This window comes from Micromonospora sediminicola, from assembly GCF_900089585.1.
GTDB lineage: Bacteria > Actinomycetota > Actinomycetes > Mycobacteriales > Micromonosporaceae > Micromonospora > Micromonospora sediminicola.
In genome coordinates, this window is record NZ_FLRH01000004.1 from 1,071,114 (window position 1) to 1,092,012 (window position 20,899).

Annotated in this window: 24 protein-coding genes; 6 read left to right on the forward strand and 18 right to left on the reverse strand. The window is 74.8% G+C overall.

Going from position 1 to position 20,899, the window contains the following annotated elements; translation table 11 throughout:
* Window positions 1-219: 219 nt before the first annotated feature.
* The 8 genes from mutM to rsmD form a co-directional block, all read right to left on the reverse strand.
* Window positions 220-1,077: a bifunctional DNA-formamidopyrimidine glycosylase/DNA-(apurinic or apyrimidinic site) lyase gene (mutM, locus tag GA0070622_RS26455; protein WP_091580381.1), complete on the reverse strand. Its 858-nt coding sequence runs from the start codon at window positions 1,075-1,077 to the stop codon at window positions 220-222.
* A complete protein-coding gene (gene rnc / locus GA0070622_RS26460) occupies window positions 1,070-1,867 on the reverse strand; it encodes a ribonuclease III (protein WP_091580384.1) in 798 nt (265 codons plus the stop codon). The genes mutM and rnc overlap by 8 nt, the downstream gene beginning before the upstream one ends.
* Window positions 1,864-2,850 (reverse strand): phosphate acyltransferase PlsX, encoded by a 987-nt coding sequence (locus GA0070622_RS26465; protein ID WP_245666833.1) that lies wholly within the window; start codon window positions 2,848-2,850, stop codon window positions 1,864-1,866. Before GA0070622_RS26465 ends, rnc begins: the two co-directional genes overlap by 4 nt.
* A 105-nt stretch (window positions 2,851-2,955) precedes the next feature.
* On the reverse strand, window positions 2,956-3,129 hold the full coding sequence (gene rpmF / locus GA0070622_RS26470; RefSeq protein WP_089156974.1) for a 50S ribosomal protein L32: 174 nt from the start codon (window positions 3,127-3,129) through the stop codon (window positions 2,956-2,958).
* Window positions 3,130-3,134: 5 nt separating this feature from the next.
* Window positions 3,135-3,698 carry a YceD family protein gene (locus GA0070622_RS26475; protein WP_091580392.1) on the reverse strand — a complete coding sequence of 188 codons (564 nt, stop codon included), beginning with the start codon at window positions 3,696-3,698 and terminating at the stop codon, window positions 3,135-3,137.
* 118 nt (window positions 3,699-3,816) lie between these two features.
* Window positions 3,817-4,314, reverse strand: coding sequence for an SPFH domain-containing protein (locus GA0070622_RS26480; protein WP_091580397.1), 498 nt, complete (start codon window positions 4,312-4,314; stop codon window positions 3,817-3,819).
* 238 nt (window positions 4,315-4,552) lie between these two features.
* Window positions 4,553-5,029, reverse strand: coding sequence for a pantetheine-phosphate adenylyltransferase (gene coaD / locus GA0070622_RS26485; RefSeq protein ID WP_091580402.1), 477 nt, complete (start codon window positions 5,027-5,029; stop codon window positions 4,553-4,555).
* Window positions 5,026-5,589, reverse strand: a complete 564-nt coding sequence (gene rsmD, locus GA0070622_RS26490; protein ID WP_091580407.1) for a 16S rRNA (guanine(966)-N(2))-methyltransferase RsmD — start codon at window positions 5,587-5,589, stop codon at window positions 5,026-5,028. The genes coaD and rsmD overlap by 4 nt, the downstream gene beginning before the upstream one ends.
* A gap of 248 nt (window positions 5,590-5,837) precedes the next feature.
* Between rsmD and GA0070622_RS32730 the strand changes: the two genes are divergently transcribed.
* Window positions 5,838-6,788, forward strand: coding sequence for a cell wall anchor protein (locus tag GA0070622_RS32730; RefSeq protein ID WP_091580410.1), 951 nt, complete (start codon window positions 5,838-5,840; stop codon window positions 6,786-6,788).
* Between the two features lie 130 nt (window positions 6,789-6,918).
* On the opposite strand, the gene GA0070622_RS26500 is transcribed toward GA0070622_RS32730, so the two are convergent.
* Genes GA0070622_RS26500 through GA0070622_RS26510 form a run of 3 tightly spaced genes read right to left on the reverse strand, consistent with a single transcriptional unit; the run spans window position 6,919 to window position 11,728 of the window.
* The gene (locus tag GA0070622_RS26500) at window positions 6,919-7,860 is read right to left on the reverse strand and encodes a serine hydrolase domain-containing protein (RefSeq protein ID WP_091580413.1); all 942 of its coding nucleotides are present in this window, start codon (window positions 7,858-7,860) and stop codon (window positions 6,919-6,921) included.
* Window positions 7,861-7,916: 56 nt separating this feature from the next.
* The gene (gene recG, locus GA0070622_RS26505) at window positions 7,917-10,118 is read right to left on the reverse strand and encodes an ATP-dependent DNA helicase RecG (protein ID WP_091580418.1); all 2,202 of its coding nucleotides are present in this window, start codon (window positions 10,116-10,118) and stop codon (window positions 7,917-7,919) included.
* Window positions 10,115-11,728 (reverse strand): DAK2 domain-containing protein, encoded by a 1,614-nt coding sequence (locus GA0070622_RS26510; RefSeq protein WP_091580421.1) that lies wholly within the window; start codon window positions 11,726-11,728, stop codon window positions 10,115-10,117. Before GA0070622_RS26510 ends, recG begins: the two co-directional genes overlap by 4 nt.
* A gap of 205 nt (window positions 11,729-11,933) precedes the next feature.
* Here GA0070622_RS26510 and rpmB point away from each other — a divergent pair, with 205 nt between their 5' ends.
* A complete protein-coding gene (gene rpmB, locus GA0070622_RS26515) occupies window positions 11,934-12,125 on the forward strand; it encodes a 50S ribosomal protein L28 (RefSeq protein ID WP_013284551.1) in 192 nt (63 codons plus the stop codon).
* A gap of 105 nt (window positions 12,126-12,230) precedes the next feature.
* Here rpmB and GA0070622_RS26520 read toward each other — a convergent pair whose 3' ends face one another.
* Window positions 12,231-12,698: a GNAT family N-acetyltransferase gene (locus tag GA0070622_RS26520; protein WP_091580425.1), complete on the reverse strand. Its 468-nt coding sequence runs from the start codon at window positions 12,696-12,698 to the stop codon at window positions 12,231-12,233.
* Window positions 12,699-12,782: 84 nt separating this feature from the next.
* The gene (locus tag GA0070622_RS26525; RefSeq protein WP_091580427.1) at window positions 12,783-13,721 is read right to left on the reverse strand and encodes a thiamine-phosphate kinase; all 939 of its coding nucleotides are present in this window, start codon (window positions 13,719-13,721) and stop codon (window positions 12,783-12,785) included.
* Window positions 13,722-13,887: 166 nt separating this feature from the next.
* On the opposite strand from GA0070622_RS26525, the gene GA0070622_RS26530 reads away from it, so the two are divergent.
* Both GA0070622_RS26530 and GA0070622_RS26535 read left to right on the forward strand, forming a co-directional pair.
* A complete protein-coding gene (locus GA0070622_RS26530; RefSeq protein ID WP_013284547.1) occupies window positions 13,888-14,121 on the forward strand; it encodes an Lrp/AsnC ligand binding domain-containing protein in 234 nt (77 codons plus the stop codon).
* On the forward strand, window positions 14,122-14,709 hold the full coding sequence (locus GA0070622_RS26535) for a DUF3515 family protein (protein ID WP_091580430.1): 588 nt from the start codon (window positions 14,122-14,124) through the stop codon (window positions 14,707-14,709).
* A gap of 16 nt (window positions 14,710-14,725) precedes the next feature.
* On the opposite strand, the gene GA0070622_RS26540 is transcribed toward GA0070622_RS26535, so the two are convergent.
* Together GA0070622_RS26540 and GA0070622_RS26545 are read right to left on the reverse strand one after the other, a co-directional pair.
* Window positions 14,726-15,829: a D-alanine--D-alanine ligase family protein gene (locus GA0070622_RS26540; RefSeq protein WP_091580434.1), complete on the reverse strand. Its 1,104-nt coding sequence runs from the start codon at window positions 15,827-15,829 to the stop codon at window positions 14,726-14,728.
* A 261-nt stretch (window positions 15,830-16,090) separates the two neighbouring features.
* On the reverse strand, window positions 16,091-16,315 hold the full coding sequence (locus GA0070622_RS26545) for a hypothetical protein (RefSeq protein ID WP_091580438.1): 225 nt from the start codon (window positions 16,313-16,315) through the stop codon (window positions 16,091-16,093).
* Between the two features lie 277 nt (window positions 16,316-16,592).
* On the opposite strand from GA0070622_RS26545, the gene GA0070622_RS26550 reads away from it, so the two are divergent.
* Together GA0070622_RS26550 and GA0070622_RS26555 are read left to right on the forward strand one after the other, a co-directional pair.
* Window positions 16,593-17,438 carry a helix-turn-helix domain-containing protein gene (locus GA0070622_RS26550; RefSeq protein WP_091580442.1) on the forward strand — a complete coding sequence of 282 codons (846 nt, stop codon included), beginning with the start codon at window positions 16,593-16,595 and terminating at the stop codon, window positions 17,436-17,438.
* Between the two features lie 4 nt (window positions 17,439-17,442).
* Window positions 17,443-17,643, forward strand: a complete 201-nt coding sequence (locus GA0070622_RS26555) for a DUF397 domain-containing protein (protein ID WP_091580445.1) — start codon at window positions 17,443-17,445, stop codon at window positions 17,641-17,643.
* Between the two features lie 49 nt (window positions 17,644-17,692).
* Here the strand turns inward: GA0070622_RS26555 and GA0070622_RS26560 are convergent, their stop codons facing one another.
* The 3 genes from GA0070622_RS26560 to GA0070622_RS26570 all read right to left on the reverse strand — a co-directional run bounded on the left by GA0070622_RS26560 (window position 17,693) and on the right by GA0070622_RS26570 (window position 20,898).
* Window positions 17,693-18,751 (reverse strand): ROK family protein, encoded by a 1,059-nt coding sequence (locus GA0070622_RS26560; protein WP_091580448.1) that lies wholly within the window; start codon window positions 18,749-18,751, stop codon window positions 17,693-17,695.
* A 65-nt stretch (window positions 18,752-18,816) separates the two neighbouring features.
* The gene (locus GA0070622_RS26565; protein ID WP_091580451.1) at window positions 18,817-19,608 is read right to left on the reverse strand and encodes a putative protein N(5)-glutamine methyltransferase; all 792 of its coding nucleotides are present in this window, start codon (window positions 19,606-19,608) and stop codon (window positions 18,817-18,819) included.
* A gap of 171 nt (window positions 19,609-19,779) precedes the next feature.
* Window positions 19,780-20,898: a cystathionine gamma-lyase gene (locus tag GA0070622_RS26570; RefSeq protein ID WP_091580455.1), complete on the reverse strand. Its 1,119-nt coding sequence runs from the start codon at window positions 20,896-20,898 to the stop codon at window positions 19,780-19,782.
* Window position 20,899 lies beyond the last annotated feature (1 nt).

The following is a 20,899-nucleotide window of genomic DNA, read 5'->3' on the forward strand; positions in this document are numbered from 1 at the left end:
AGACGTCGGCCCCGTGCCGACCTCTGGTGACGCTAGGCAGCGGGCGCGGCCCGGACATCGGGGAACGGCCCCGGCTCCTCCCCGATCGCCGAAGGTGGGGCCGGACGGCCGGAACCGGCCGCGCCGATCGGGCGGAAAGGGCATTTCAGGGTACGGTCCGGCGCGCCCCCGGGCGCCCGCCGGCGATGCACACCGGCGCAACCCCGAGCCGACTCGGGGTCATCCCCGGAGGCTGCCCCGGGGCCGCGGCTGGCACCGCGGGCAACTGTAGGAGGAGCGGTTCATGAATCCCTCACGCCGGATCGGCGCGCCGCAGCGCGGGCAGGGCTCCCCCTCCCGGCCGTACGCGTTCAGCGACCGGTCGAAGTAGCCGCTCTCGCCGTTGACGTTGACGTACAGCTCGTCGAAGCTGGTGCCACCCTGCTTGATCGCCTCGCCGAGCACGTCCCGCACGTGGCCGAGCAGCCGCAGCGCCGCCGGACGGGTCAGCGCGTCCGCCGGGCGGGCGCCGTGCAGCTTCGCCCGCCAGAGCGCCTCGTCGGCGTAGATGTTGCCCACCCCGGAGATCAGCGTCTGGTCCAGCAGCGCCCGTTTGACCTCCGTGCGCTTGCGGCGCAGCGCCGCCACGAACGCCTCGTCGGAGAACTCCGGGTCCATCGGGTCACGGGCGATGTGCGCGATCTCGGCCGGCAGCTCCGCCCCGCCGTCGGACACCGACAGCCCGCCGAACGTGCGCTGGTCGACGAAGCGCAGCTCCGGCCCGTCGTCGGCGAACCGGAACCGCACCCGCAGGTGCAGCTCGTCGGCCGCGCCGGGCGGTTGCAGCAGCAGCTGCCCGGACATGCCGAGGTGGCCGATCACCGCGTCGCCGCTGTCCAGCGGCAACCAGAGGTATTTGCCCCGGCGGCGGACGTCGGTGATCGTGCGGCCGGCCAGCACGTCGGCGAAGTGCGCGCCGCCGGGCGCGTGCCGGCGTACCGCGCGGGGGTGGCGCACCTCGACGGCGGCGATCCGGCGGCCGACGACCCACTGGGCCAGCCCCTGCCGGACCGTCTCCACCTCGGGCAGCTCAGGCACGGCCGGCGCCCGCCTCGGCGTCCGCCGGGTCGGCGACCTCCGCCTCGGCGACCTCCGCCTCGGCCGCGGCCCGCGCCTCGGCCTGCTCGGTCAGCGTCCGCCAGGCCGACTCGGCGGCCCGCTGCTCGGCCTCCTTCTTGCTGCGCCCCTCCGCGCCGCCGTAGCGGTTGCCGGCCACCACGACCCAGGCGGTGAACGTCTTGAGGTGGTCCGGCCCGGTGCCCTCGATCCGGTACTCCGGCACGCCCAGCCCCAGCGCGGCGGTCAGCTCCTGGAGGCTGGTCTTCCAGTCCAGCGCCGCGCCCCGCCCGGCCGACTCGGCCATCAGCGGGTCGAAGAGCCGGTGGATCACGATGGCCGCGGTGTCCAGGCCGTACTGGAGGTAGATGGCGCCGAGCAGCGCCTCCAGGGTGTCGGCGAGAATGCTCGCCTTGTCCCGCCCGCCGGTGGCCTCCTCGCCCTTGCCGAGCAGCAGGTAGGCGCCCAGCCCGTCCGGGCCCAGGCCGCGCGCCACGTCGGCCAGGGCGCGCATGTTGACCACACTGGCCCGCAGCTTGGCCAACTGCCCCTCGGGCAGGTCCGGGTGGTTGTGGAAGAGCGCCGTGGTGATCACCACGCCGAGGACCGAGTCGCCCAGGAACTCCAGCCGCTCGTTGGTGGGCAGCCCGCCGTTCTCGTACGCGTACGAGCGGTGGGTCAACGCGCGTTCCAGCAGCTCCGGGTCGAGCGACACCCCGAAGGCCGTCTCGAGGTGGCCGACGGGAGCGCGCCGCCGCTTGTCGTTGGTCATGGTGCTACCTCGGTGTCGTTGCGGTCAGGTGCGGGTTCGTGCGGGATCTCGGCGAGCAGGGCGCGGACCGTCCCGGCGGCGTCGCGACGCCAGAGGTGGGCGGCCAGGGCGATGCCCGAGGCCACGTCGTCCGGCCCGGCCGCGCCGTGGCACACCACCACGGTGCCGGCCACCCCGAGCAGCGCGGCCGCGCGGGGCGCCCCGCCGTTGGCCGGGGGTCCACCGGCCATGGCGTACGCGCCCTCGATGGCCTTGAGCAGGACATTGCCGGTGAAGCCGTCGGTGACCACCACGTCGGCGCGGGCGCCGAGGGAGATGTCGTAGCCCTCGACCAGACCGACGTAGCGGGCACCGCAGGGCAGCGGCACGGCGGCGAGCGCGGGGTCGGCGGAGCGGCGCAGCCGGTCGCCCTTGCCCGCTTCGTGGCCGACGGAGAGCAGCCCCACCCGGGGGGCGTGGACGGCGTGGGCCACGGCCGCGTAGGCGGCGCCGAGGACGGCGTGCCGGGCCAGCGTGGCGGGGCCGGGTTCGAGCGTGCCGCCGACGTCCAGCAGTACCACCGGTCCCTCGACGGCGGGGATCGTGGCGACCAGCGCGGGTCGGCGTACCCCGGTCCAGCGACCGAGGCCGAGCGCGGCGGCGGTGACGGTGGCGCCGGTGGAGCCGGCGGAGACGACCGCGTCGGCGAGCCCGTCGTGGACGGCCTGCACCGCGGTGCGCACGGTGCTGTCGCCGCGGGCGGCGGTGGGATGGTCGGCCATGCCGACGGCGGCCCGCACCGGGCGGACCGTGACCCGGGCGCGCTGCGCCGGGTCGAGGGCACCGGTCAGCCCGTCGGCGACCTCGGTCGGACCGACGAGCAGCAGGTGCAGGTCAGGGTCGGCGCGCAACGCCCGCAGAGCGCCGTCAACCACGACGGCGGGAGCATCGTCCCCGCCGAGGAGGTCGACGGCGATCCGCGCGGTGCCCGGCTCCGACGGCACGCCGGCCGATGAGCGGCCGGCGTGGGAGGGAGCCGGGGCACCGGGCGAGAGCCTTGGTGCGCGCGCCGCCCGACCGGTGGTCGAGGGCGTCACTCGGCGTCCGGGTCAGACCTCGAGGACCTGACGGCCGTTGTAGGTGCCGCAGACGGAGCAGGCGGCGTGCGGCAGCTTCGGCGACTTGCACTGCGGGCAGGCCACGGTCGCGACCACCGAGGCCTTCCAGTTCGCCCGGCGGGCGCGGGTGTTGCTGCGCGACATCTTGCGCTTGGGGACGGCCACGGTTCTTACTCCTCTGTACGGGTCAGTTGCGACAGGCCCGCCCAACGCGGGTCGATCTGCTGGTGACTGTGGTCGGCCGGCAGATCGTCCCAGTGCACCCCACACTCGGGGCACAGGCCTGGGCAGTCCTCCCGGCAGAGCGGGTTCGTCGGCAGCATGAGCACCACCGCGTCCCGCAGCGCCGGCTCCAGGTCGATCAGATCGTCCTGCATCCGGCCCACCTCGTCCTCGTCGGTCGTGGTGTCCGTGGCGCTGTTCTCGTACGCGTACAGCTCCTGGACGTTCACGACCACCGAGTCGTCGATCTCGCGCAGGCAGCGGCCGCACTCGCCCTTGACGGGACCGGAGATGGTCCCGGAGACGAGCACGCCCTCGGACACCGACTCCAACCTCAGGTCGAGGTCGAGGTCCGCACCCTCCGGCACGCCGATCAACTCCACGCCGAGGTCCGCCGGTGCCGGCACGACCCGCTTGTGCGTACGCAACGCGCCAGGCCGGCGCGGCAGGTCCCTCGTGTCGAGGACCAGCGGCGACCTGGGGTCGAGTGAGCGTGGCGAGTGTTTGGGCATAGTCAGACTCCGGCCGGTGAGAGGCCGACAAAAAAGGTTACCTGGGAGACGGGCGGACCGTCGAACCGGGGGCGCACCCGACGGCGGCCGGCTGTCGGCGACCGGCCCGCGCGTGGTCCTAGAAGGGTAGCGGGCGCTCCGCCTCGTCCCCCGCGAAGGTGCCGATCTCGCGCAGCGCGTGCATCTTGTCCCGGCCACGCTCTATCGAGGCCAGCGCCCGGGTGAGGAACTGCTCGAAGTTGGCCAGCGCGGTGTCGACGTAGTCGTCCACCTCCTCGCGGAGGCGCTGCGCCTCGGCCCGCGCCTCGGCGATGATCCGGGCGCCCTCGTGCTCCGCCGAGACGGTGATCTCGTTCACCGAGACCAGCCGGGCGTGTTCCGCCTCACCCTCGCTGATGATCCGGTCGGCCTCCCGCTTGCCGGCCTCCATGATCTTGTCCCGCTCCTCCAGGAGCGCGGCGGCCCGACGCAGGTCCGCGGGAAGCTCGACGCGCAACTCGTCCAGCGCGGCGATCATCTCGCCCCGGTCGACCATGCAGTTGTTGCGCGACATCGGGACGGAGCGGGCCTGCTCCACCATGGCGATCAGTTCGTCGATGCGATCGAGCGGGTCCACCGGTACCTCACTCCTGTCTTCGTCGGCCGCCCTCCATGATGCGGCCTGCGCCCGGTTTCGGCGCTGCACACATCATGTCGCGCGCCGGCCACCGCCGCCCCACCCGCCCCCACCCGGCGCGTCGCCCCACCCCTCGACGCCCGTCGATCTTGCACTTTCCGCCCCGGCATTCCTCGCGGAAAGGACGAGAACCGGGCCGCAACCGCAAGATCGGCGGGCTGGGGGGGTGGGGTGGGGGTTAGGGGCGGAGGCGGGTCTGGAGTTGGTCGCGGACGAGGTCGGGGACGTGGGCGGAGATGTCGCCACCCCACTTCGCCACGTCCTTGACCAGGCTGGAGGAGAGGAACGAGTAGAGCGGATTGGTCGGCATGAAGAGCGTCTCCACCCCGGCCAGGCCGATGTTCATCTGGGCCATCTGCAGCTCGTAGTCGAAGTCGCTGACCGCGCGCAGGCCCTTGATCAGCACGCTCGCCTGCTGGTCCCGGCAGAAGTCGACGAGCAGGCCGCGGAACGACTCCACCCGCACGTTGTCGTACGAGGAGGTCACCTCGCGGAGCATCGTGATCCGCTCCTCGACCGTGAACAACCCCTGCTTCGACTGGTTGACCAGCACGCCGACGATCACCTCGTCGAAGAGCCGGCTGGCCCGGCCGATGATGTCGAGGTGACCGTTGGTGACCGGGTCGAACGAGCCCGGGCAGACCGCACGTCTCATGATCGGCGACCGTACCAAAGGGTGGTCTCGCCGTAGCGCCGACTGCGCTCCGGCGTGACGCCCTCCACCCACTCGACCGGGCCGGAACGGCTGGACCGCTCGACGATCACCAGCGCGTCCGGGGCCAGCCAGCCGCCGTCGACCAGCGCGGCCAGCATCGCGGTGATCTCCGCGCCCGGCACCGCGTACGGGGGATCGGCGAAGACCACGTCGTACGGCCCGTCGTCCGGCCCGGCGGCGAGCACGGTGGCCACCCTGCCGGTGACCAGCCGGGCGGCCGGGGCGGCCCGCAGGGCGGCGATGTTCTCCCGGACGACCCGGGCGGCCCGGGCGTCGGACTCCACCAGCAACACGTGCGCCGCCCCCCGGGACAGCGCCTCCAGACCGACCGCGCCGGAGCCGGCGTAGAGGTCCGCGAAGCGCGCCCCGTCCAGGTCGAGATCGGCCTGCACCGCGCTGAACAGCGCCTCCCGCACCCGGTCCGAGGTCGGCCGGGTGCCGGCGCCGGGCGGCGCGGCGATCCGCCGCCCGCCGAGCGTGCCCGCCACGATCCGGGTCACCGTCGCTCCCTGCGCATGCCCCGACGCTACGCGACGCCCGGAACGGCCCGGCGGAGCACCCGGTGCACCGCCCCATGACCCGACGTACATCAATGATCTCAAGTTCATAACGGACCCTTTACGACCCGTCGATCGCGGTAACGCCCGTCGTGTCGATCTCGCTAGGGTCTGCCCGATTGTCGTGCGGACGCGTGGCTCCGGTCCGTCCGCCGCATCCCTCTCCCATCCTCCCCTCACCAGGAGAAGACGTGAACCGTCTCCACCTCCGGCGCGCCGCCGTCCTCACCGCCGGCGCGCTGATCGGCCTCGCCGGCGTGGCCACCGTGGCCGGCCCGGCCGCGGCCCACCACCCCGAGCCCTCCGGCAGCTACTGCGCCACCAAGGACGGCAAGGTCACCGTCACCTGGTCGGTCATCAGCAGCGAGACCGACATCTCCGGCCGGATCACCAAGCTCGAGTCCACCGTGCCCGGTGACATCACCGGTGGCCTCTCCGTCGGCGCGGAGCTGAAGCCGGCGGGTCAGGGCCCGCTGACCGGCTCGCAGACCCACACCTTCACCGGAGCCGTCCCCGAGCTGAAGCTCACCGTCGGGGCGCACTGGGAGCGGGGCCGGCAGTCGCACGACGGTGAGCGCACCGTCGTGGCCCAGCCCAGCCGGAACTGCGAGGTGGAGTCGAGCCCGTCGCCGTCGCCGAGCTCCCCCACGCCGACGCCGAGCGCGACGCCGGAGCCGAGCCAGCCGGCCACGCCCACCCCGACGCCGTCCGCCTCCACGCCGCCGAGCCCGTCCGCGACGCCGTCCGCCCCGGCGGAGCCGGCCGAGCCGATCTTCAAGCTGGACCAGGACTGCGACTCGATGACCTTCACGGTGGAGAACCCGGCGAAGGGCGTCCCCTTCACCGCCACGATGACCACCGAGAAGGGCGTCACCAAGAAGCTCGTCTCCGAGCCGGGCAAGACCGCCTCGGTCACCTTCGACGCCTACGAGGGCCTCAAGGTCACCGTGAAGTACGACGTGGTCGAGGACTCCGAGACCATCCCGTACACCCAGCCCGAGGACTGCTCCGGCCAGGGCGGCGGCCTGCCGGTGACCGGTCCGGCAGCGGGCGCCATCGCCGGCGGCGCGGTGCTGCTGCTGGCCGCGGGCGCGGTGCTCTACGTGGTGGCCCGCCGTCGCCGGATCAGCTTCACCGCCTGATCCCGCTGATCGCCCGAGGGCGCGTCGACCAGCCGGTCGGCGCGCCCTCGCCGCTCGTGGTCCACTCCGGCACGCCGCCGGGACGGGATCGTCCCACCCGGAACGCACCACCTCGCCGAGCTGGTGCGGATCAGACGGCGCGGTCGCTCCCGAGCAGCGACGTGACGGCGACCGGGTCGACCTCGGCCTGGTTGGCCAACAGCACGAGCCGCTGGTCGGAGTCGGGCAGCCAGGCCGCGAACGCCTTGTAGCCCCCGTTGTCCCCGGAGTGGTGGACCGCCCGCCGGCCGGCCAGCGGGCCGACGAACCACCCGTACCCGTACGCCTCGCCGGGCCGGCCGGTGGGCGCGTGCGGCGCGGTCATGGCCGCCACCGAGGCCGGGGTGAGCAACCGGCTGCGGCGCGGCACGTCCAGCCAGGTCAGCAGGTCCGCCGCGGTGCACCAGATGTCACCCGCGCCCATGCTCACCGTCGCCAGGTCCCAGGACGGCACGGTCCGGCTGCCCTCGTGTCCGACCGCCAGGTCCGGCCGCCCGTCGCCCGCGCCGGCGAAACTGCCGGTCATGCCCAGCGGCGCGAAGACCTCCTCGGCGAGGAACCCGGCGTACGGCCGGTCGGCGGCCCGCTCGACCGCGCGGGCCAGCAGCACGTAGCCCGGGCTGCTGTAGTGCCACCCGGCCCCGGGCGGGAACAGCGGCGGCACCGCGGCGAACCGGCCGAGCAGATCGTCCGGCTCGGCCGGCCCGCAGATGTCGACCGCTGGATACTCCTCCCAGTGGCCCAGGCCCGAGGTGTGGGTGAGCAGGTGGTGCAGCGTGATGCCGGACCACTGTGGCGGCGGGTCGGGCAGCCACCGGCTGACGGGGTCGGTCAGGCGCAGCACGCCGCGCTCGGCGAGCAGCAGCACCGCCGCGGCCGCCATCTGCTTGCTGATCGAGGCGATCTGGAACCGCGTCGCCGGGGTGCACGGTCGGCCGGACGTCTCGTCGGCAGCCCCGACGACCCGGTCCACCAGGAGTTCGTCACCCCGGGTCAGCAGCAGCACACCGCGTTCGAGTGATGGTGTCGACATCTGCGCGAGCCTAGGCACGCGACCCGCGTGCCGCAGCCCCGCGACCCGCGCGGGCGTCAGCCCTTCTCCAGATATTCGGCCCGTTCCTCGTCGACCAGGGCGGCGACCGAGGCGGCCAGCGCCGGGTGCCGGGCCAGCTCCGGGTCGTCCCCGACCAGCTCGATCGCCTCGGCCCGCGCGTCCCGGATCAGGTCGGTGTCCCGCAGCAGCGAGAGCAGCCGCAGGTGGGAGCGCCGGCCGGACTGGGTGGCGCCGAGCACGTCGCCCTCCCGGCGCTGCTCCAGGTCGAGCTCGGCCAGCTTGAACCCGTCGGTGGTGGAGGCGACCGCGTCCAGTCGCTCCCGCGCCGACGACCCCTCGGCCGCCTCGCTGACCAGCAGGCACAGCCCGGCCGCCGAACCCCGACCCACCCGGCCGCGCAGCTGGTGCAGCTGGGAGACACCGAACCGGTCGGCGTCCAGCACGATCATCACGGTCGCGTTGGGCACGTTGACGCCCACCTCCACCACCGTGGTCGCGACCAGCACGTCCAGGTCGCCGTCGGCGAACGCGCGCATCACCGCGTCCTTCTCGTCGGCCGGCAACCGGCCGTGCAGCACCCCGATCCGCAGCCCGTGCAACGGCCCCTCGGCGAGCAGCGGGGCCACCTCGGTCACCGCCAGCGGCGGCCGGCGGCCGTTGTCGTCCTCCCGCGGCGCCTCCTCGTCCGACACCGGGCCCTCACCGATCCGCGGGCACACCACGTACGCCTGGTGGCCCTTGGTGACCTCCTCGCGCAGCCGGCGCCAGGCCCGGTCGAGGAAGGCCGGCTTCTCGGCGGCCGGGACCACGTGCGAGGCGATCGGCGACCGACCCTGCGGCAACTGGGACAGCGTGGAGGTCTCCAGGTCGCCGTAGACCGTCATGGCGACCGTGCGCGGGATCGGGGTGGCCGTCATCACCAGCACGTGCGGCGGCTGCTCGGCCTTGGCCCGCAGCGCGTCCCGCTGCTCCACCCCGAAGCGGTGCTGCTCGTCGACGACCACCAGGCCCAGGTCGGCGAAGTCGACCCCTTCGTAGAGCAACGCGTGGGTGCCCAGCACGATGCCGGCCCGCCCCTGCGCCACCTCGGCCAGCGCCCGTCGCCGCGCCGCCGCGCCCAGCGAGCCGGTGACCAGCTCCACCCGGGTGGCGTCGTCGGCGGCGTCCAGCTCACCGGCCCGGCCGAGCGGGCCGAGCAGGTCGAGGATGCCCCGGTGGTGCTGCGCGGCGAGCACCTCGGTCGGCGCGAGCAACGCGGCCTGCCCGCCGGCGTCGACCACCTGGAGCATGGCGCGCAGCGCCACCACGGTCTTGCCGGAGCCCACCTCGCCCTGGAGCAGCCGGTGCATCGGGTGCGCGGTGGCCAGGTCGGCGGCGATCTCCCGCCCGACGACCTGCTGGCCGGGGGTCAGCTCGTAGGGCAGCCGGGCGTCGAACGCGTCGAGCAGGCCACCGGCCTTCGCCGGCCGGGCCCGGGCCGGCGACGCCGCCGCCCGGTGCTTGCGCTGCACCAGGGTGAGCTGCACGGCGAAGGCCTCGTCCCACTTCAGCCGCCGGCGGGCCCGGTAGAGCGCCTCCTTGCTGGACGGACGGTGGATCTCCCGCAGGGCGGTGCCGATGTCGGCCAGGTTGCGGGTGGCCCGCACGGTGGCCGGCAGCGGGTCCTCCGGCGGGGTGAACGTGTCCAGCACCACCCGGACGCAGCGGGCGATCACCCAGGTCGGCACCGCCGCCGCGGCCGGGTAGACCGGGATCAGCGCCCCGGCGAACTCCTCGACCTCCTCGTTGGCCGCCGCCTCGCCCTCACCGCCCTCGCCGAGCAGGACGTATTCCGGGCCGTTGAGCTGCCGCTTGCCCCGGAACTCGGTCACCTTGCCGGCGAACAGCCCCCACCGCCCCGGGCGCAGCTCCCGCTCCCGCCACGCCTGGTTGCCGAAGAAGGTGCAGGTGAGCACGCCGCCGGAGCCGTCGCCGACGGTGACCTCCAGCAGGTTGCCCCGGCGCTGCCGCATCGGCCGCACGGCGGTGCGCTGCACCTGGGCGAGCACGGTGACCTGCTCCCCCACGTCCAGCGAGCGGATGTCGGTGTGCTCGCCACGCTCGTCGTAGCGGCGCGGGAAGTGGTAGATCAGGTCGCCGGCGGTGTGCAGGTCGAGGTGGCCGACCAGCGCCTTCGCGGTGCGCTCGCCGACCAGCTTCTTCAGCGGCGTGTCCACCGTGGTCGGTTCGCTCGTCATTCGACCCCCACCAGGAGCGGATAGTGCGGCTGCCCGCCCTCGTACGCCTGCACCTCGACGAACGGCCACGACCGCTCGACGTGCGCGCGCACCCGGTCGGCCAGCCCGGCCGGGGCGTCCGCCCCGCAGAGCAGGGTGACCAGCTCCCCGCCGCCACCGAGCATCCGGTCGACCACGGCGGTGCAGGTGTCGGTGAGATCCTGCCCGATCAGGTGCACCTCGCCCTCGACCAGGGCCAGCACGTCACCCGGGCGGCACGGACCGGCGACGGTGAGCGCCTCCCGGCCGGCGTGGCAGACCTCGGCGTAGCGGCACGCGCCGGCCGCCTCGGCCATCGCGATCACGTCGTCCTCGAAGCGCCGCTTCGGGTCGCGGACGGCGAGCGCCGCGAGCGCCTGCACCGGGGAGCGGGTGGGCACCACGCTGACCTTGACGCCGAGGCCGTGCGCCTCCTTGGCCGCCGCGCTCGCCACCGACTGGGTGTTGGGGTCGTTCGGCAGCACCACCACCCGGGCCGCGCCGGTGGCCCGGATCGCGTCGAGCAGCTCGCCGGTGGACGGGTTGGCCGGCACGACGACGGCGCCCTCGGCGGCGAACAGCTCGGCGATGCCGGCGCCGGTGGCCACCACCACGGCGGCCCGGCCGTCGGGCAGGGCCACCGCCGGCGCGGGCGCCGGGGCGGTCTGGTCGGCGAACCGGGTCACGGTGATCCGGTGCGGCCGGCCGGCGACGACGCCCGCCTCGACCGCCGCTCCGACGTCGTTGACGTGCACGTGCACGTTCCAGGTGCCCGAGCCGTCGCCGACGACCGCCAGCGAGTCGCCGAGCGCGGCCAGCTCGGCGCGCAGCCGGGTCACCGCCTCGTCGGTGGCGTCGAGCAGGTACTGCACCTCGTAGGCGTACGCGTCGGAGCCGGTCTCCCGCGCGGCGGTGGCGGTCGGGCGGCGGACGGGCGGCGCGGGCGCCGGCTGGCCGGGGCTCTCCCCGGTGATCACCTCGACCAGCGCGTCGAGCAGCAGGCACAGCCCGCGCCCGCCGGCGTCGACCACGCCGGCGCGGGCCAGCTCCGGCAGTTGCTCCGGGGTGCGGGCCAGCGCGCGGGCGGCGGCCTCGGCGGCGGCCCGGGCCACCGTGCGCAGGTCGTCGCTGTCCGCCCGCTCGGCCGCCCGGGCCGCCGCCGAGACCACGCTGAGCAGGGTGCCCTCGACCGGCCGGGCGACCGCGGCGTAGGCGGCGGCGGTGGCGTCGGCCAGCCCGGCGGCGAGCTGCCGGCCCCGGACCGCCGGCGCGGCGGCGAGCGCGTCGGCGAGGCCGCGCAGGATCTGCGACACGATCACCCCGGAGTTGCCCCGCGCGCCGAGCAGGGCACCCCGGGCCATCAACCGCAGCGCGTGCCCGTGCGGGGTGTGCCCGTCGTCGGGCAGGGTGCCGAGGTCCATGGCCAGGGCCTGCTGGGCCGAGGTGAGCGTCAGCACCAGGTTGGTGCCGGTGTCGCCGTCGGGCACCGGGTAGACGTTGAGGCCGTCGATCTCGCCCTGGTGCCGCTGGAGCGTGGCGAGGCCGCTCGCGCACCAGCGGCGCACCGCGGCGGCGTCGAGGGTGTCCAGCACGTCGGGAAGCCTACTGGCGCACACCGACACGCGCCGGGGTCGTCCGGGTCCGCCCGGCGTGTCCCCGGCCCGGCGCGGCCGGTACGCTGGCCCGGCCCGCGAAGGGCCGGTTGGGCATGCCCGGCCGTCATCGGGTAACCTGACCAGGTTGCCCGGGCAGCGCCTGGCGGCGACCTCATGAACGTTTCAATCCCAGGAGTATCCCGTGGCTAGCGTGTGCGACGTCTGTGGCAAGGGACCGGGCTTCGGCCACAACGTGTCCCACTCGCACCGGCGGACCAACCGCCGCTGGAACCCGAACATCCAGTCGGTGCGGACCCCGGCCGGTGGCGGCACCACCAAGAAGTTGCAGGTCTGCACCTCGTGCATCAAGGCCGGCAAGGTCACCCGCGCCTGACGCGGCAGCGCCACCGGAACATCGTCGGTCGCCGGCGGACCCATCGGGTCCGCCGGCTTCTGTCGTGCCCGCCGGCCCGCGCGGGCCGGCGGCGGTGACCGGCGCTCAGAGGGTACGGCCGAACGACAGGCAGCCGGGCTCGTCCTTGTAGAAGCCGAAGTTCGGGATCGGCTCGTAGCCGGCCGAGGTGTACATGGCGATCGCCTCGGGCTGCCTGTCGCCGCACTCCAGCACGATCCGCTTGCGGCCGTGGTCGCGGGCGGACCGCTCGACGGCGGCGAGCACCGAGCGGGCCACGCCCCGCCCGCGGGCGGCCGGCGCGGTGTACATCCGCTTCAGCTCCGCCGTGTCGCCGTCCTCGCCGTGACTGCGCCAGCCGCCGCAGCCCACCGGCCGCCCGTCCAGGTAGGCGACCAGGAAGGCGCCGGCCGGCGGGGCGAACTCGGCCGCGTCGACGGGCGTCTCGTCGCCACTGCCGCCGTACCGCTGCCCGAGGTCGGCCAGCGCCGCCCGGATCAACGCCTGTGACTCGGGCGCGTCGAAGCGCCGTTCCCGGATCTCGATCTCGCTCACGGTGCCCAGGTTACGACCGGGCCCGACCCCGCCCCGCCCCGGCGGCCGGGGTCGGACGCAGATCACTCCGTCGGTCCGGCGAGGTCAGCGGAAGTGGTCCCACCCGCGCGGGCCCTCGTGGTCGGCGCCGTCGACGGTGACCCCGGCGCCGTCGCCCACCCGCCCCACCGGACGCCAGCCGGCGGGCAGCGCGACCCCGTCCGGGAACGTGGCCGCCAACGCGTGGTCGTCCCCGCCGGCCAGGATCCACGAGTACGGGTCCACGCCGAGCGCCTGCGCCGCGTCGCGCATCTGTCGGGGCACCTCGAACGCGTCCCGGGTCAGGTCGATCGCCACCCCGCTGGCCGCCGCCACGTGTCCGAGGTCGGCGAGCAGCCCGTCCGACACGTCGATCATGGCGGTCGCGCCGGCCTGGGCGGCCGCCGGCCCCGCCGCGTACGGCACCTCGGGGCGACGGAACGCCTCGACCAGCAGGCGGGGCGTCCGGAAGCCCCGGGACAGGACCGTGTAGCCGGCCGCCGCCCAGCCGGTGCGCCCGGCGAGCGCCACCACGTCGCCCGGGCGGGCGCCCGACCGGACCACCGGGGCCCGCCCGGCCAGGTCGCCGAGCGCGGTCACCGCGACGGTCAGCGTCGGGCTGGCCGACATGTCCCCACCGACCACGCTCGCGCCGACCAGCGCCGCCTCCGCGCCCAGCCCGTCGGCCAGTTCCTCGGCCCAGGCCGGGTCCAGCTCGGTCGGCATGCACAGGGCCACCAGCAGGGCGGTCGGCGTGGCGCCCATGGCGGCGATGTCGGCCAGGTTGGCCGCCGCCGCCCGGTGTCCCACGTCCCGCGCCCCGGACCAGTCCCGCCGGAAGTGCCGTCCCTCGACCAGCACGTCGGTGGAGGCGACCACCCGCCGGTCCGGCGCCGCCACCACCGCGGCGTCGTCGCCGGGGCCGAGCAGGCAGCTCTCCCCGTACGACAGCCGGGCGGTCACCCGGTCGATCAGCCCGAACTCCCCGACACCCGCGACCGTCATGCCGTCCCCTCGTCCCGCTCCGTCGTCCCGCACGTCCCGACCCCTCCCCGCGCCCACGTGTGCTCGCTCACCGCGTCCGCCCGGCGACCGATAGGGATCACGGCCGCTCAGTACGGTAGTTTCACCCTTCGGGCCGCCCCAGGCGGCGACGGACGGAGGTCGAGTCGTGGTACAGGCGTACATCCTCATCCAGACCGAGGTCGGCCGGGCGCGTGACGTGGCCGGTCTGATCGCGGACCTTGCCGGCGTGGTACGGGTCGACGCCGTCACCGGGCCGTACGACGTGGTCGTGCTCACCGAGGCGAACACCGTCGACGAGCTCGGCAAACTCATCGTCAGCAAGGTGCAGATGGTGCCCGGCATCACCCGCACCCTCACGTGTTCGGTGGTGCGGCTGTAAGTGGAAGAGAAGGACAGCTCCCCGCGCGCGGACGGCTCCACCCGGCGCGCCGCGCTCTGGGCGACACTGATCGCGGTGCCGGTGACGCTGGCCGTGGCCGGGTTCACGTTCGCCAAGCTCGCCCCGGACTCCCCCGAGGCCGCGCCGAGCGCGTCGGCCAGCCCCCGGGCGCAGTCGAGCGCGCCGGTCGAGCTGCCGGCCCCGGCCCTGGCCGAGCGCCCGGCGGTGCTCTGCCGCGCGCTGGTGTCGCAGCTCCCGGACAGCGTGCGTGACCTGCGGCAGCGCCCGGTCACCGCGGGCCCGGAGCAGAACGCCGCGTACGGCCACCCGGCCCTGACCGTGTCCTGCGGTGGGAGCGCCCCGCTGGTGCAGCCCACCGACGAGGTGTGGACGGTGAACAAGGTCTGCTGGCACCCGGTGCAGGAGGCCGACGCCACGGTGTTGACCACGGTCGACCGGGAGACCCCGGTGCGGGTCCGCGTGCCGCGGACCTACGAGCAGCCGTTGCAGTGGGTGACGCCGATCTCCGACGCGATCGTCAGCGCGGTGCCCTCGGCGAAGACGGCGCCCTCGGGCTGCTCCGCGTGACGTCCGCGCCGGCCGGTCAGCGGCCGGCGCCGCGGTGCAGGGCGGTCCGGATCAGGCGGTTGACCAGCTTCGGATACTCCAGCCCGCTGGCCGCCCACATGCGCGGGAACATCGAGGTCGGGGTGAAGCCCGGCATCGTGTTGATCTCGTTGAGGTAGACGTCCATCTGCGGGGTGACGAAGAAGTCGACCCGGGCCAGGCCGGAGCAGTCCAGCGCGGTGAACGCGCGGGTGGCGTAGTCGCGCACCTGCCGGGTCACCGTCTCGGGCAGGTTCGCCGGGACGTCGTACTCGCAGACCTCGTCGGCGAAGATGTACTTGGCCTCGAAGTCGTACCAGTCGCGGTCGCCGATCATCCGCACCTCGGCGAGCACCGAGGCCTCCGGCGCGCCGCCGGCCTCGCCCTCCAGCACGCCGCACTCGATCTCGCGCCCGACCACGGCGCCCTCGACGAGCACCTTGCTGTCGATCTCGCGCGCGGTGGCGAGGGCGGCGTCCAGCTGGGCCCAGTCGTCGACCTTGGTGATGCCGAACGAGGAGCCGGCCCGCGACGGCTTGACGAAGACGGGCAGCCCGAGGCGCTCCTTGTCCTCCTCGCTCAGCGACATGCCGGCGCGCAGCACCGCGTACGGGCCGACCGGGATGCCCTCGGCCGCGCAGAGCTTCTTGGTGAACTCCTTGTCCATGGCCGCCGCGGAGGCGAACACGTTGGCTCCGACGTAGGGGATGTCGGCCATCTCCAGCATCCCCTGGATGGTGCCGTCCTCCCCGTACGCGCCGTGCAGGACCGGGAAGACCACGTCCACGTCGGCCAGCGCCACCGGGCCCTGGGCCGGGTCGAGCACCATCAGGCCGCCGACGGCCGGGTCGGCGCGCAGCACCAGCTCGGCGCCGGAGCCGGCGGTGATCTCCGGCAGCTTGCGGTCGGCGATGGCGAGCCCGCTCGGGTCGCCGCTGGCGAGCACCCACTGGCCCTGTCGGGTGATGCCGACCGGGACGACCTCGAACTCGTCGGGGTCGAGCGCGCCGAGCACGCTGCCGGCGCTGACGCAGGAGATGCCGTGCTCGGGGCTGCGGCCGCCGAAGACGATCGCCACACGGGTCTTGCCTGGGGTGGTCATGGTCACCTCATCGTTCGCGACTGCGGCTGGCCGTGCTCGCCGGTGGCGCTCACCCGGTTGACCTTACTGTGCGTCGTCGGCGGGGGTGGCCGATACCCGGGGAGACGCGGCGGAGCATGGCAACCGGTCAAGGTGACATATACGGGGAGTAACGGCGCGGCGTGCCAGGGTCGAGCCCGGGCGGCCGGCGGCGGGACCTGCCGCCGGCCGCCCGGCTCCCCGCCCTCGCCGCCGCGTCCGCGAGGTCGGGCCCGGTATGGCTCAGAAGGCCGGGTGCCGGGGTCGGCGACCGACCGCGATGACCTTGACCCGTTGCCGGCCGGCCCGCACCATGCCCAGCGCCATGAAGGCGCCGGCGATCCGGTCGGCCGCCTCCCGGCTGCTCGCGCCGACGACTTGCCGGCGCCGCTCGGGGCTGGTCCGCTCGTCGCGCTCGGCGCCGTCGCCCGGGCGCACGTCGGTGAGGACCACGAGGAACCGGGTCATTCCCGGCCACCCCCGTTCCCGGAGTGGCAGGTCGTCACCGTCATCGCGAGATCCCTCCCCGTCTGGTGGACCGGTACGGGCACGCGGCGATCGGGTCGTGGGGGAGAAAAACCCGATCGCCGCGCGCCCCATCCCCTCCGGTCGCTCACCACCACCGTCGCCACGACAACCGGCGGTGAGGACGCCGTCACAGATTGACAGGTGGACACGCGTGAATGCAACTCTCATCGACTTTCTCTCATGCCCATTCTCCCACTCGATGTGCGACCATCGATGCATGGCGCCGAAGACCGCCCGGGCCCGACGGCTCGGCATCGCCCTGCGGACCCACCGGGAGGCCGCCGGCTTCACCCTGGAGACCGCGGCCGACGAGATCAACAGCACCCGCAGCACCCTGTCCCGTTACGAGAACGCGCAGACGCTGATCAACCCGGCCACCGTGCGCGCGTTGCTGACCAGCTACGGCGTGGGTCCCGACGAGATCGCGGCGGCGGTCCAGCTGGCCAAGGACGCGCGCAAGCCGGGCTGGTGGGTGTCCTACTCCTACCTGCTGGACCGGCGCACCATCGACTTCATCGCGTTGGAGGCCGAGGCCACCGGCATCGCGAACTTCGAGCCGTCGGTGGTGCCCGGGCTGCTGCAGACCGCCGACTACATCCGCGGCGTCATGCGCGGAGGGCCGCACACGCTCAGCGACGAGCAGGTGGAGCAACGCGTCCAGCTACGGCTGGACCGCCAGCAGCGGATCTCCGGGCAGGACCCGCCGATCCTCGACGCCATCATCGACGAGGGCGCGCTGCTGCGCCCCGTCGGTGACCGTTCGGTGATGGCCGGCCAGCTTCAGCACCTGCTCAAGATGGCCGAGCTGCCGAACATCACCGTGCAGGTCATCCCGCTCGCCGCCGGCTACCACCGGGGCACCCGGGGATCGCTGCACATCCTGGAGTTCGCCGACCCCGAGGACCCGATCATCGCCTCGGTGGAGACGGTCGCCGGGCAGATGGTCCTCGACCGGCCGGGCGACCTGCGTACCTGCACCAAGATCATGGAGCACCTGCGGACCGTGGCGCTGAGCCCGGCGGCCAGTCGGGACCAGCTCCTCAATCTGCTGAACGAGAGGTGACCGCATGAACGGCACGAACCGCCCCCACCCGACGCCGGCCGGCTGGCGCAAGAGCAGCCACAGCGGCGACGAGGGCGCGTGCGTGGAGATGGCCCCGCTGCCGGAGGCGGTCGCGGTCCGCGACTCCAAGGACCCGGCCGGCCCGGTGCTGGTCTTCCCGCCGGCCGCCTGGGCCGCCTTCACCGCCGCGCCGCCGCGCGCCTGACCGCACGCGCCGGAAGCGTCGAGCAGGGGCCCCCGCTCTGCCGAAGACGTCAGGCGGGGGCCCCGCCCCGCGCGAGTGGCGCGGTGGCGCCGCGGACCGCCTCCAGCGCCGCGATGGCCACCCCGCGGGCGCCGGCCATGTCCCGGTCCGGCACCAGCGCGAAGGTGGCCACCGCGCGCTGCTCGTCGCGGAGCACCGTGTGCCCGGCGACGGTGGCGAGGAACCAGTCCCGGAACTCCGGCGCGGCCTCCACCACGCCGCCACCGACGAAGTACGCGTGCGGGTCGGTGAAGTTGGCCGCGATGGTGAACAGCCGTCCCAACGCCGCCGCCTGCTGGCCGAACACCTGACGGGCCAACGGGTCGCCCCGCTCGCCGTAGCCGCGGACCAGCTTCGCCGCCCGGGCCGGCTCCTCGGCGGCCAGCGGGTGCCCCGGATAGCGGGCCAGCCAGTAGGGCAGCAGGTTGCGCCGGATGGCGGTGAGCGAGGCGAGACTCTCGGCGTCGCCGGTGAAGCCGCAGGCGCAGACCGGCGCGGGCTGGTCCGGCTCGACCAGCCCGTCCAGCGGGATGTGCACGTGCCCGAACTCCCCCGCCATGCCGGCCGCGCCGCCCACCACCCGGCCGCTCTCCACCACACCCCCGCCGAGACCGGTGCCGACGATGGCGGACACCGACGACCGGGCCGCCGCGTCCGCGCCGAAGTGCACGTGGTGGGCGTAGAGCGCGGCGGCGTTGCCGTCGTTGGCGTAGACCACCGGCAGGCCGAGCCGTCGTTCCAGCGCGCCGCGCACGTCGAAGCCCCGCCAGGCCGGCTGGGAGAAGTTGGTCGAGCCGCGCGAGGAGATCACCCCGGTGGCGCTGGCCGGGCCGGGCGTGTCCAGCCCGACCGCGCGCACCGACTCCCGGGGCGCCCCGGTGTGCGCCAGCACGCCGTCGAACGCCCGGGCGAGCGCCTCGACCGCCGCCTCCGGGCCGGCGCCGACCTCACTGGGGATCTCCAGCAGCCCGTCCACCAGGAACCGGCCGTCGACGGTCAGCACGGTGGCGTTGTTGCTCGTGCCGCCGTTGTCCAGCCCCACCACCACCGGCACCCCTGCGCTGCCCACCCGCCACCGCCTCCCGCCGAGCCTGACCTGAGGTTAGTTCTCGGCGGGCCCACCCGCCACGCGTGTCAGCCGGGACGGCGGGCGGTCACCGCGGTCGCCTCCCACTCCTCGTCCCGCACCGCTGTCGGGTCGAGGCCGGCGGCGGCGAACACCGCGCAGAGCACCGGCGCCTGCGCGGCGCTCACCTCGACCGCGACGTGTCCGCCCGGCGCCAGCCACTCGGCCGCCCCGGCGGCCACCCGGCGCAGCACCGCGAGCCCGTCCGCGCCACCGTCCAGCGCCACCGGCGCCTCGTGCAACCGGGCCTCGGCCGGCAGCATGGCCACCGCACCGCTCGGCACGTACGGAGCGTTCGCCACCACCAGGTCCAGCCGGCCGCGCCAGCCGGCGGGCACCGCATCGAACAGGTCGCCCTGGTAGACCGGCACCCCCAGCGGGTCGAGGTTGCGCCGGGCGCAGGCCACCGCGACCGGGTCGATGTCGGCGGCGGCCAGCCAGCGGGGCGACAACCGGTCGTGCAGCACCAGCGCGGCGGCGCCGGAGCCGCAACACAGGTCGAGCACGGCCGGGGTCGGCCCGGCCACCGACGCCGCGACGTCGACCAGCAGCGCGGTACGCGCCCGGGGCACGAAGACGCCCGGGTGCACGGCGACCCGCCGGCCGCAGAACTCGGCCCAGCCGAGCAGGTGCTCCAACGGCAGACCGGCGACACGGCGGTCGACCAGGCGGGTCAGCGCGTCGGCCGAGTCGGCGGCGGCGATCAACAGGTCCGCCTCGTCCTCGGCGAAGACGCAACCGGCGGCACGCAGCCGGCGGACGAGGGCGGGACGGTCGGGAGTGAACACGGTGGGTGCCATGGCAAGCCTTTCGGGGAACGCTCGTCGGCGCCCCCGGCGTCGCCTCAGCCCCGGGGCGACACGGACTCGGAGGGAGCGCCGGTCCTCTGCTGGTGGATCGGACTCACCTCCTCGGGTCGGGGCCGCACGGGCCGTGGCTGCCGTCACGATAGCCCAGCGGCCGGTGCGCCGTCAGCCCGCGGCGTCCAGGGCCGAGGCCACGTCGGCGACCAGGTCGGCGCTGTCCTCGATGCCGCAGGAGAACCGGACGAAGCCCGGCGCCGTGTCGTCGCCCCACTGGGCCCGCCGGTCGGCCGTGGTGTGCACCCCGCCGAACGAGGTGGCGGCGGCCACCAGGCGGGACGCGTCGAGGAACCGGGCCACCCGGTCGGCGTCGCCGAGGTCGAACGAGAGCACCCCCGGGATGCGCCGCATCTGCGCCGACGCGACCGGGTACGCCGGGTCCTCCGGCCACCCGGGCCAGCGCAGGCCGGTGACGTCCGCCCGGCCGGCGAGCAGGGCGACGAGCGCCTCGGCGTTGGCGCTCTGCCGCGCCAGTCGCAGGTCGACGGTGGCCAGCGAGCGGTGGGCCAACCAGCAGTCGAAGGCGCCCGGCACCCCGCCGGTGGCGTTGCGCCAGGTGGTCGCCGCGTCCCGCAGCCCGGCGTCGCGCGTCGCCAGGTAGCCCAGCAGCAGGTCGGAGTGGCCGGTCAGCGCCTTGGTGCCGGAGGCGACCACCACGTCCGCGCCGAGGTCCAGCGGGCGCTGCCCGAGCGGCGTGGCGGTGGTGTTGTCCACCGCCACCAGCGCCCCGGCGGCACGCGCGGCGGCGGCCACCGCCCGCACGTCGGCGACGTCGAGGCCGGGGTTCGCCGGGGTTTCCAGCAGGACCAGCCGGACACCGTCGAACGACGGGTACGGCCCGGCGGTCGGCACGAGCACCACCCGCACCCCGAGCTGCTCCAGGGTGTCGGTGGCGAACGCCCGCACCGAGAAGTAGCCGTCGGCCGGCAGCGCCACGGTGTCCCCGGGACGCAGCACGGTCAGCAGCAGCCCGGTGATGGCCGCCTGACCGCTGGCGAAGACCAGGCAGTCGCCGCCCTCCAACTCGCCGATCGCCGTCTCCAGCAGCCGCCGGGTGGGGTTGTCCGGCCGCCCGTACCCGTCCCGGGCGGCCGACGGGCCGCGCGACGGGTCGAGGTGGTACGGCGCGGCGAACACCGGACCGGGCAGGAACGGCTGCCCGGGTACGGCGTCCGGCAGCCCGGCGTGCACGCTGCGCGTGCCGTCTCCCCAGTGCGGCGACGTCATG

What these genes read in the sequence shown, in the direction of transcription:
- rnc (WP_091580384.1), bottom strand. Translation starts at nt 1,867, where the DNA reads ATGACCAACGACAAGCGGCGGCGCGCTCCCGTCGGCCACCTCGAGACG.
- GA0070622_RS26475 (WP_091580392.1), bottom strand. Translation starts at nt 3,698, where the DNA reads ATGCCCAAACACTCGCCACGCTCACTCGACCCCAGGTCGCCGCTGGTC.
- coaD (WP_091580402.1), bottom strand. Translation starts at nt 5,029, where the DNA reads ATGAGACGTGCGGTCTGCCCGGGCTCGTTCGACCCGGTCACCAACGGT.
- GA0070622_RS26500 (WP_091580413.1), bottom strand. Translation starts at nt 7,860, where the DNA reads ATGTCGACACCATCACTCGAACGCGGTGTGCTGCTGCTGACCCGGGGT.
- recG (WP_091580418.1), bottom strand. Translation starts at nt 10,118, where the DNA reads ATGACGAGCGAACCGACCACGGTGGACACGCCGCTGAAGAAGCTGGTC.
- GA0070622_RS26525 (WP_091580427.1), bottom strand. Translation starts at nt 13,721, where the DNA reads ATGACGGTCGCGGGTGTCGGGGAGTTCGGGCTGATCGACCGGGTGACC.
- GA0070622_RS26540 (WP_091580434.1), bottom strand. Translation starts at nt 15,829, where the DNA reads ATGACCACCCCAGGCAAGACCCGTGTGGCGATCGTCTTCGGCGGCCGC.
- GA0070622_RS26545 (WP_091580438.1), bottom strand. Translation starts at nt 16,315, where the DNA reads ATGACCCGGTTCCTCGTGGTCCTCACCGACGTGCGCCCGGGCGACGGC.
- GA0070622_RS26550 (WP_091580442.1), top strand. Translation starts at nt 16,593, where the DNA reads ATGGCGCCGAAGACCGCCCGGGCCCGACGGCTCGGCATCGCCCTGCGG.
- GA0070622_RS26555 (WP_091580445.1), top strand. Translation starts at nt 17,443, where the DNA reads ATGAACGGCACGAACCGCCCCCACCCGACGCCGGCCGGCTGGCGCAAG.
- GA0070622_RS26565 (WP_091580451.1), bottom strand. Translation starts at nt 19,608, where the DNA reads ATGGCACCCACCGTGTTCACTCCCGACCGTCCCGCCCTCGTCCGCCGG.
- GA0070622_RS26570 (WP_091580455.1), bottom strand. Translation starts at nt 20,898, where the DNA reads ATGACGTCGCCGCACTGGGGAGACGGCACGCGCAGCGTGCACGCCGGG.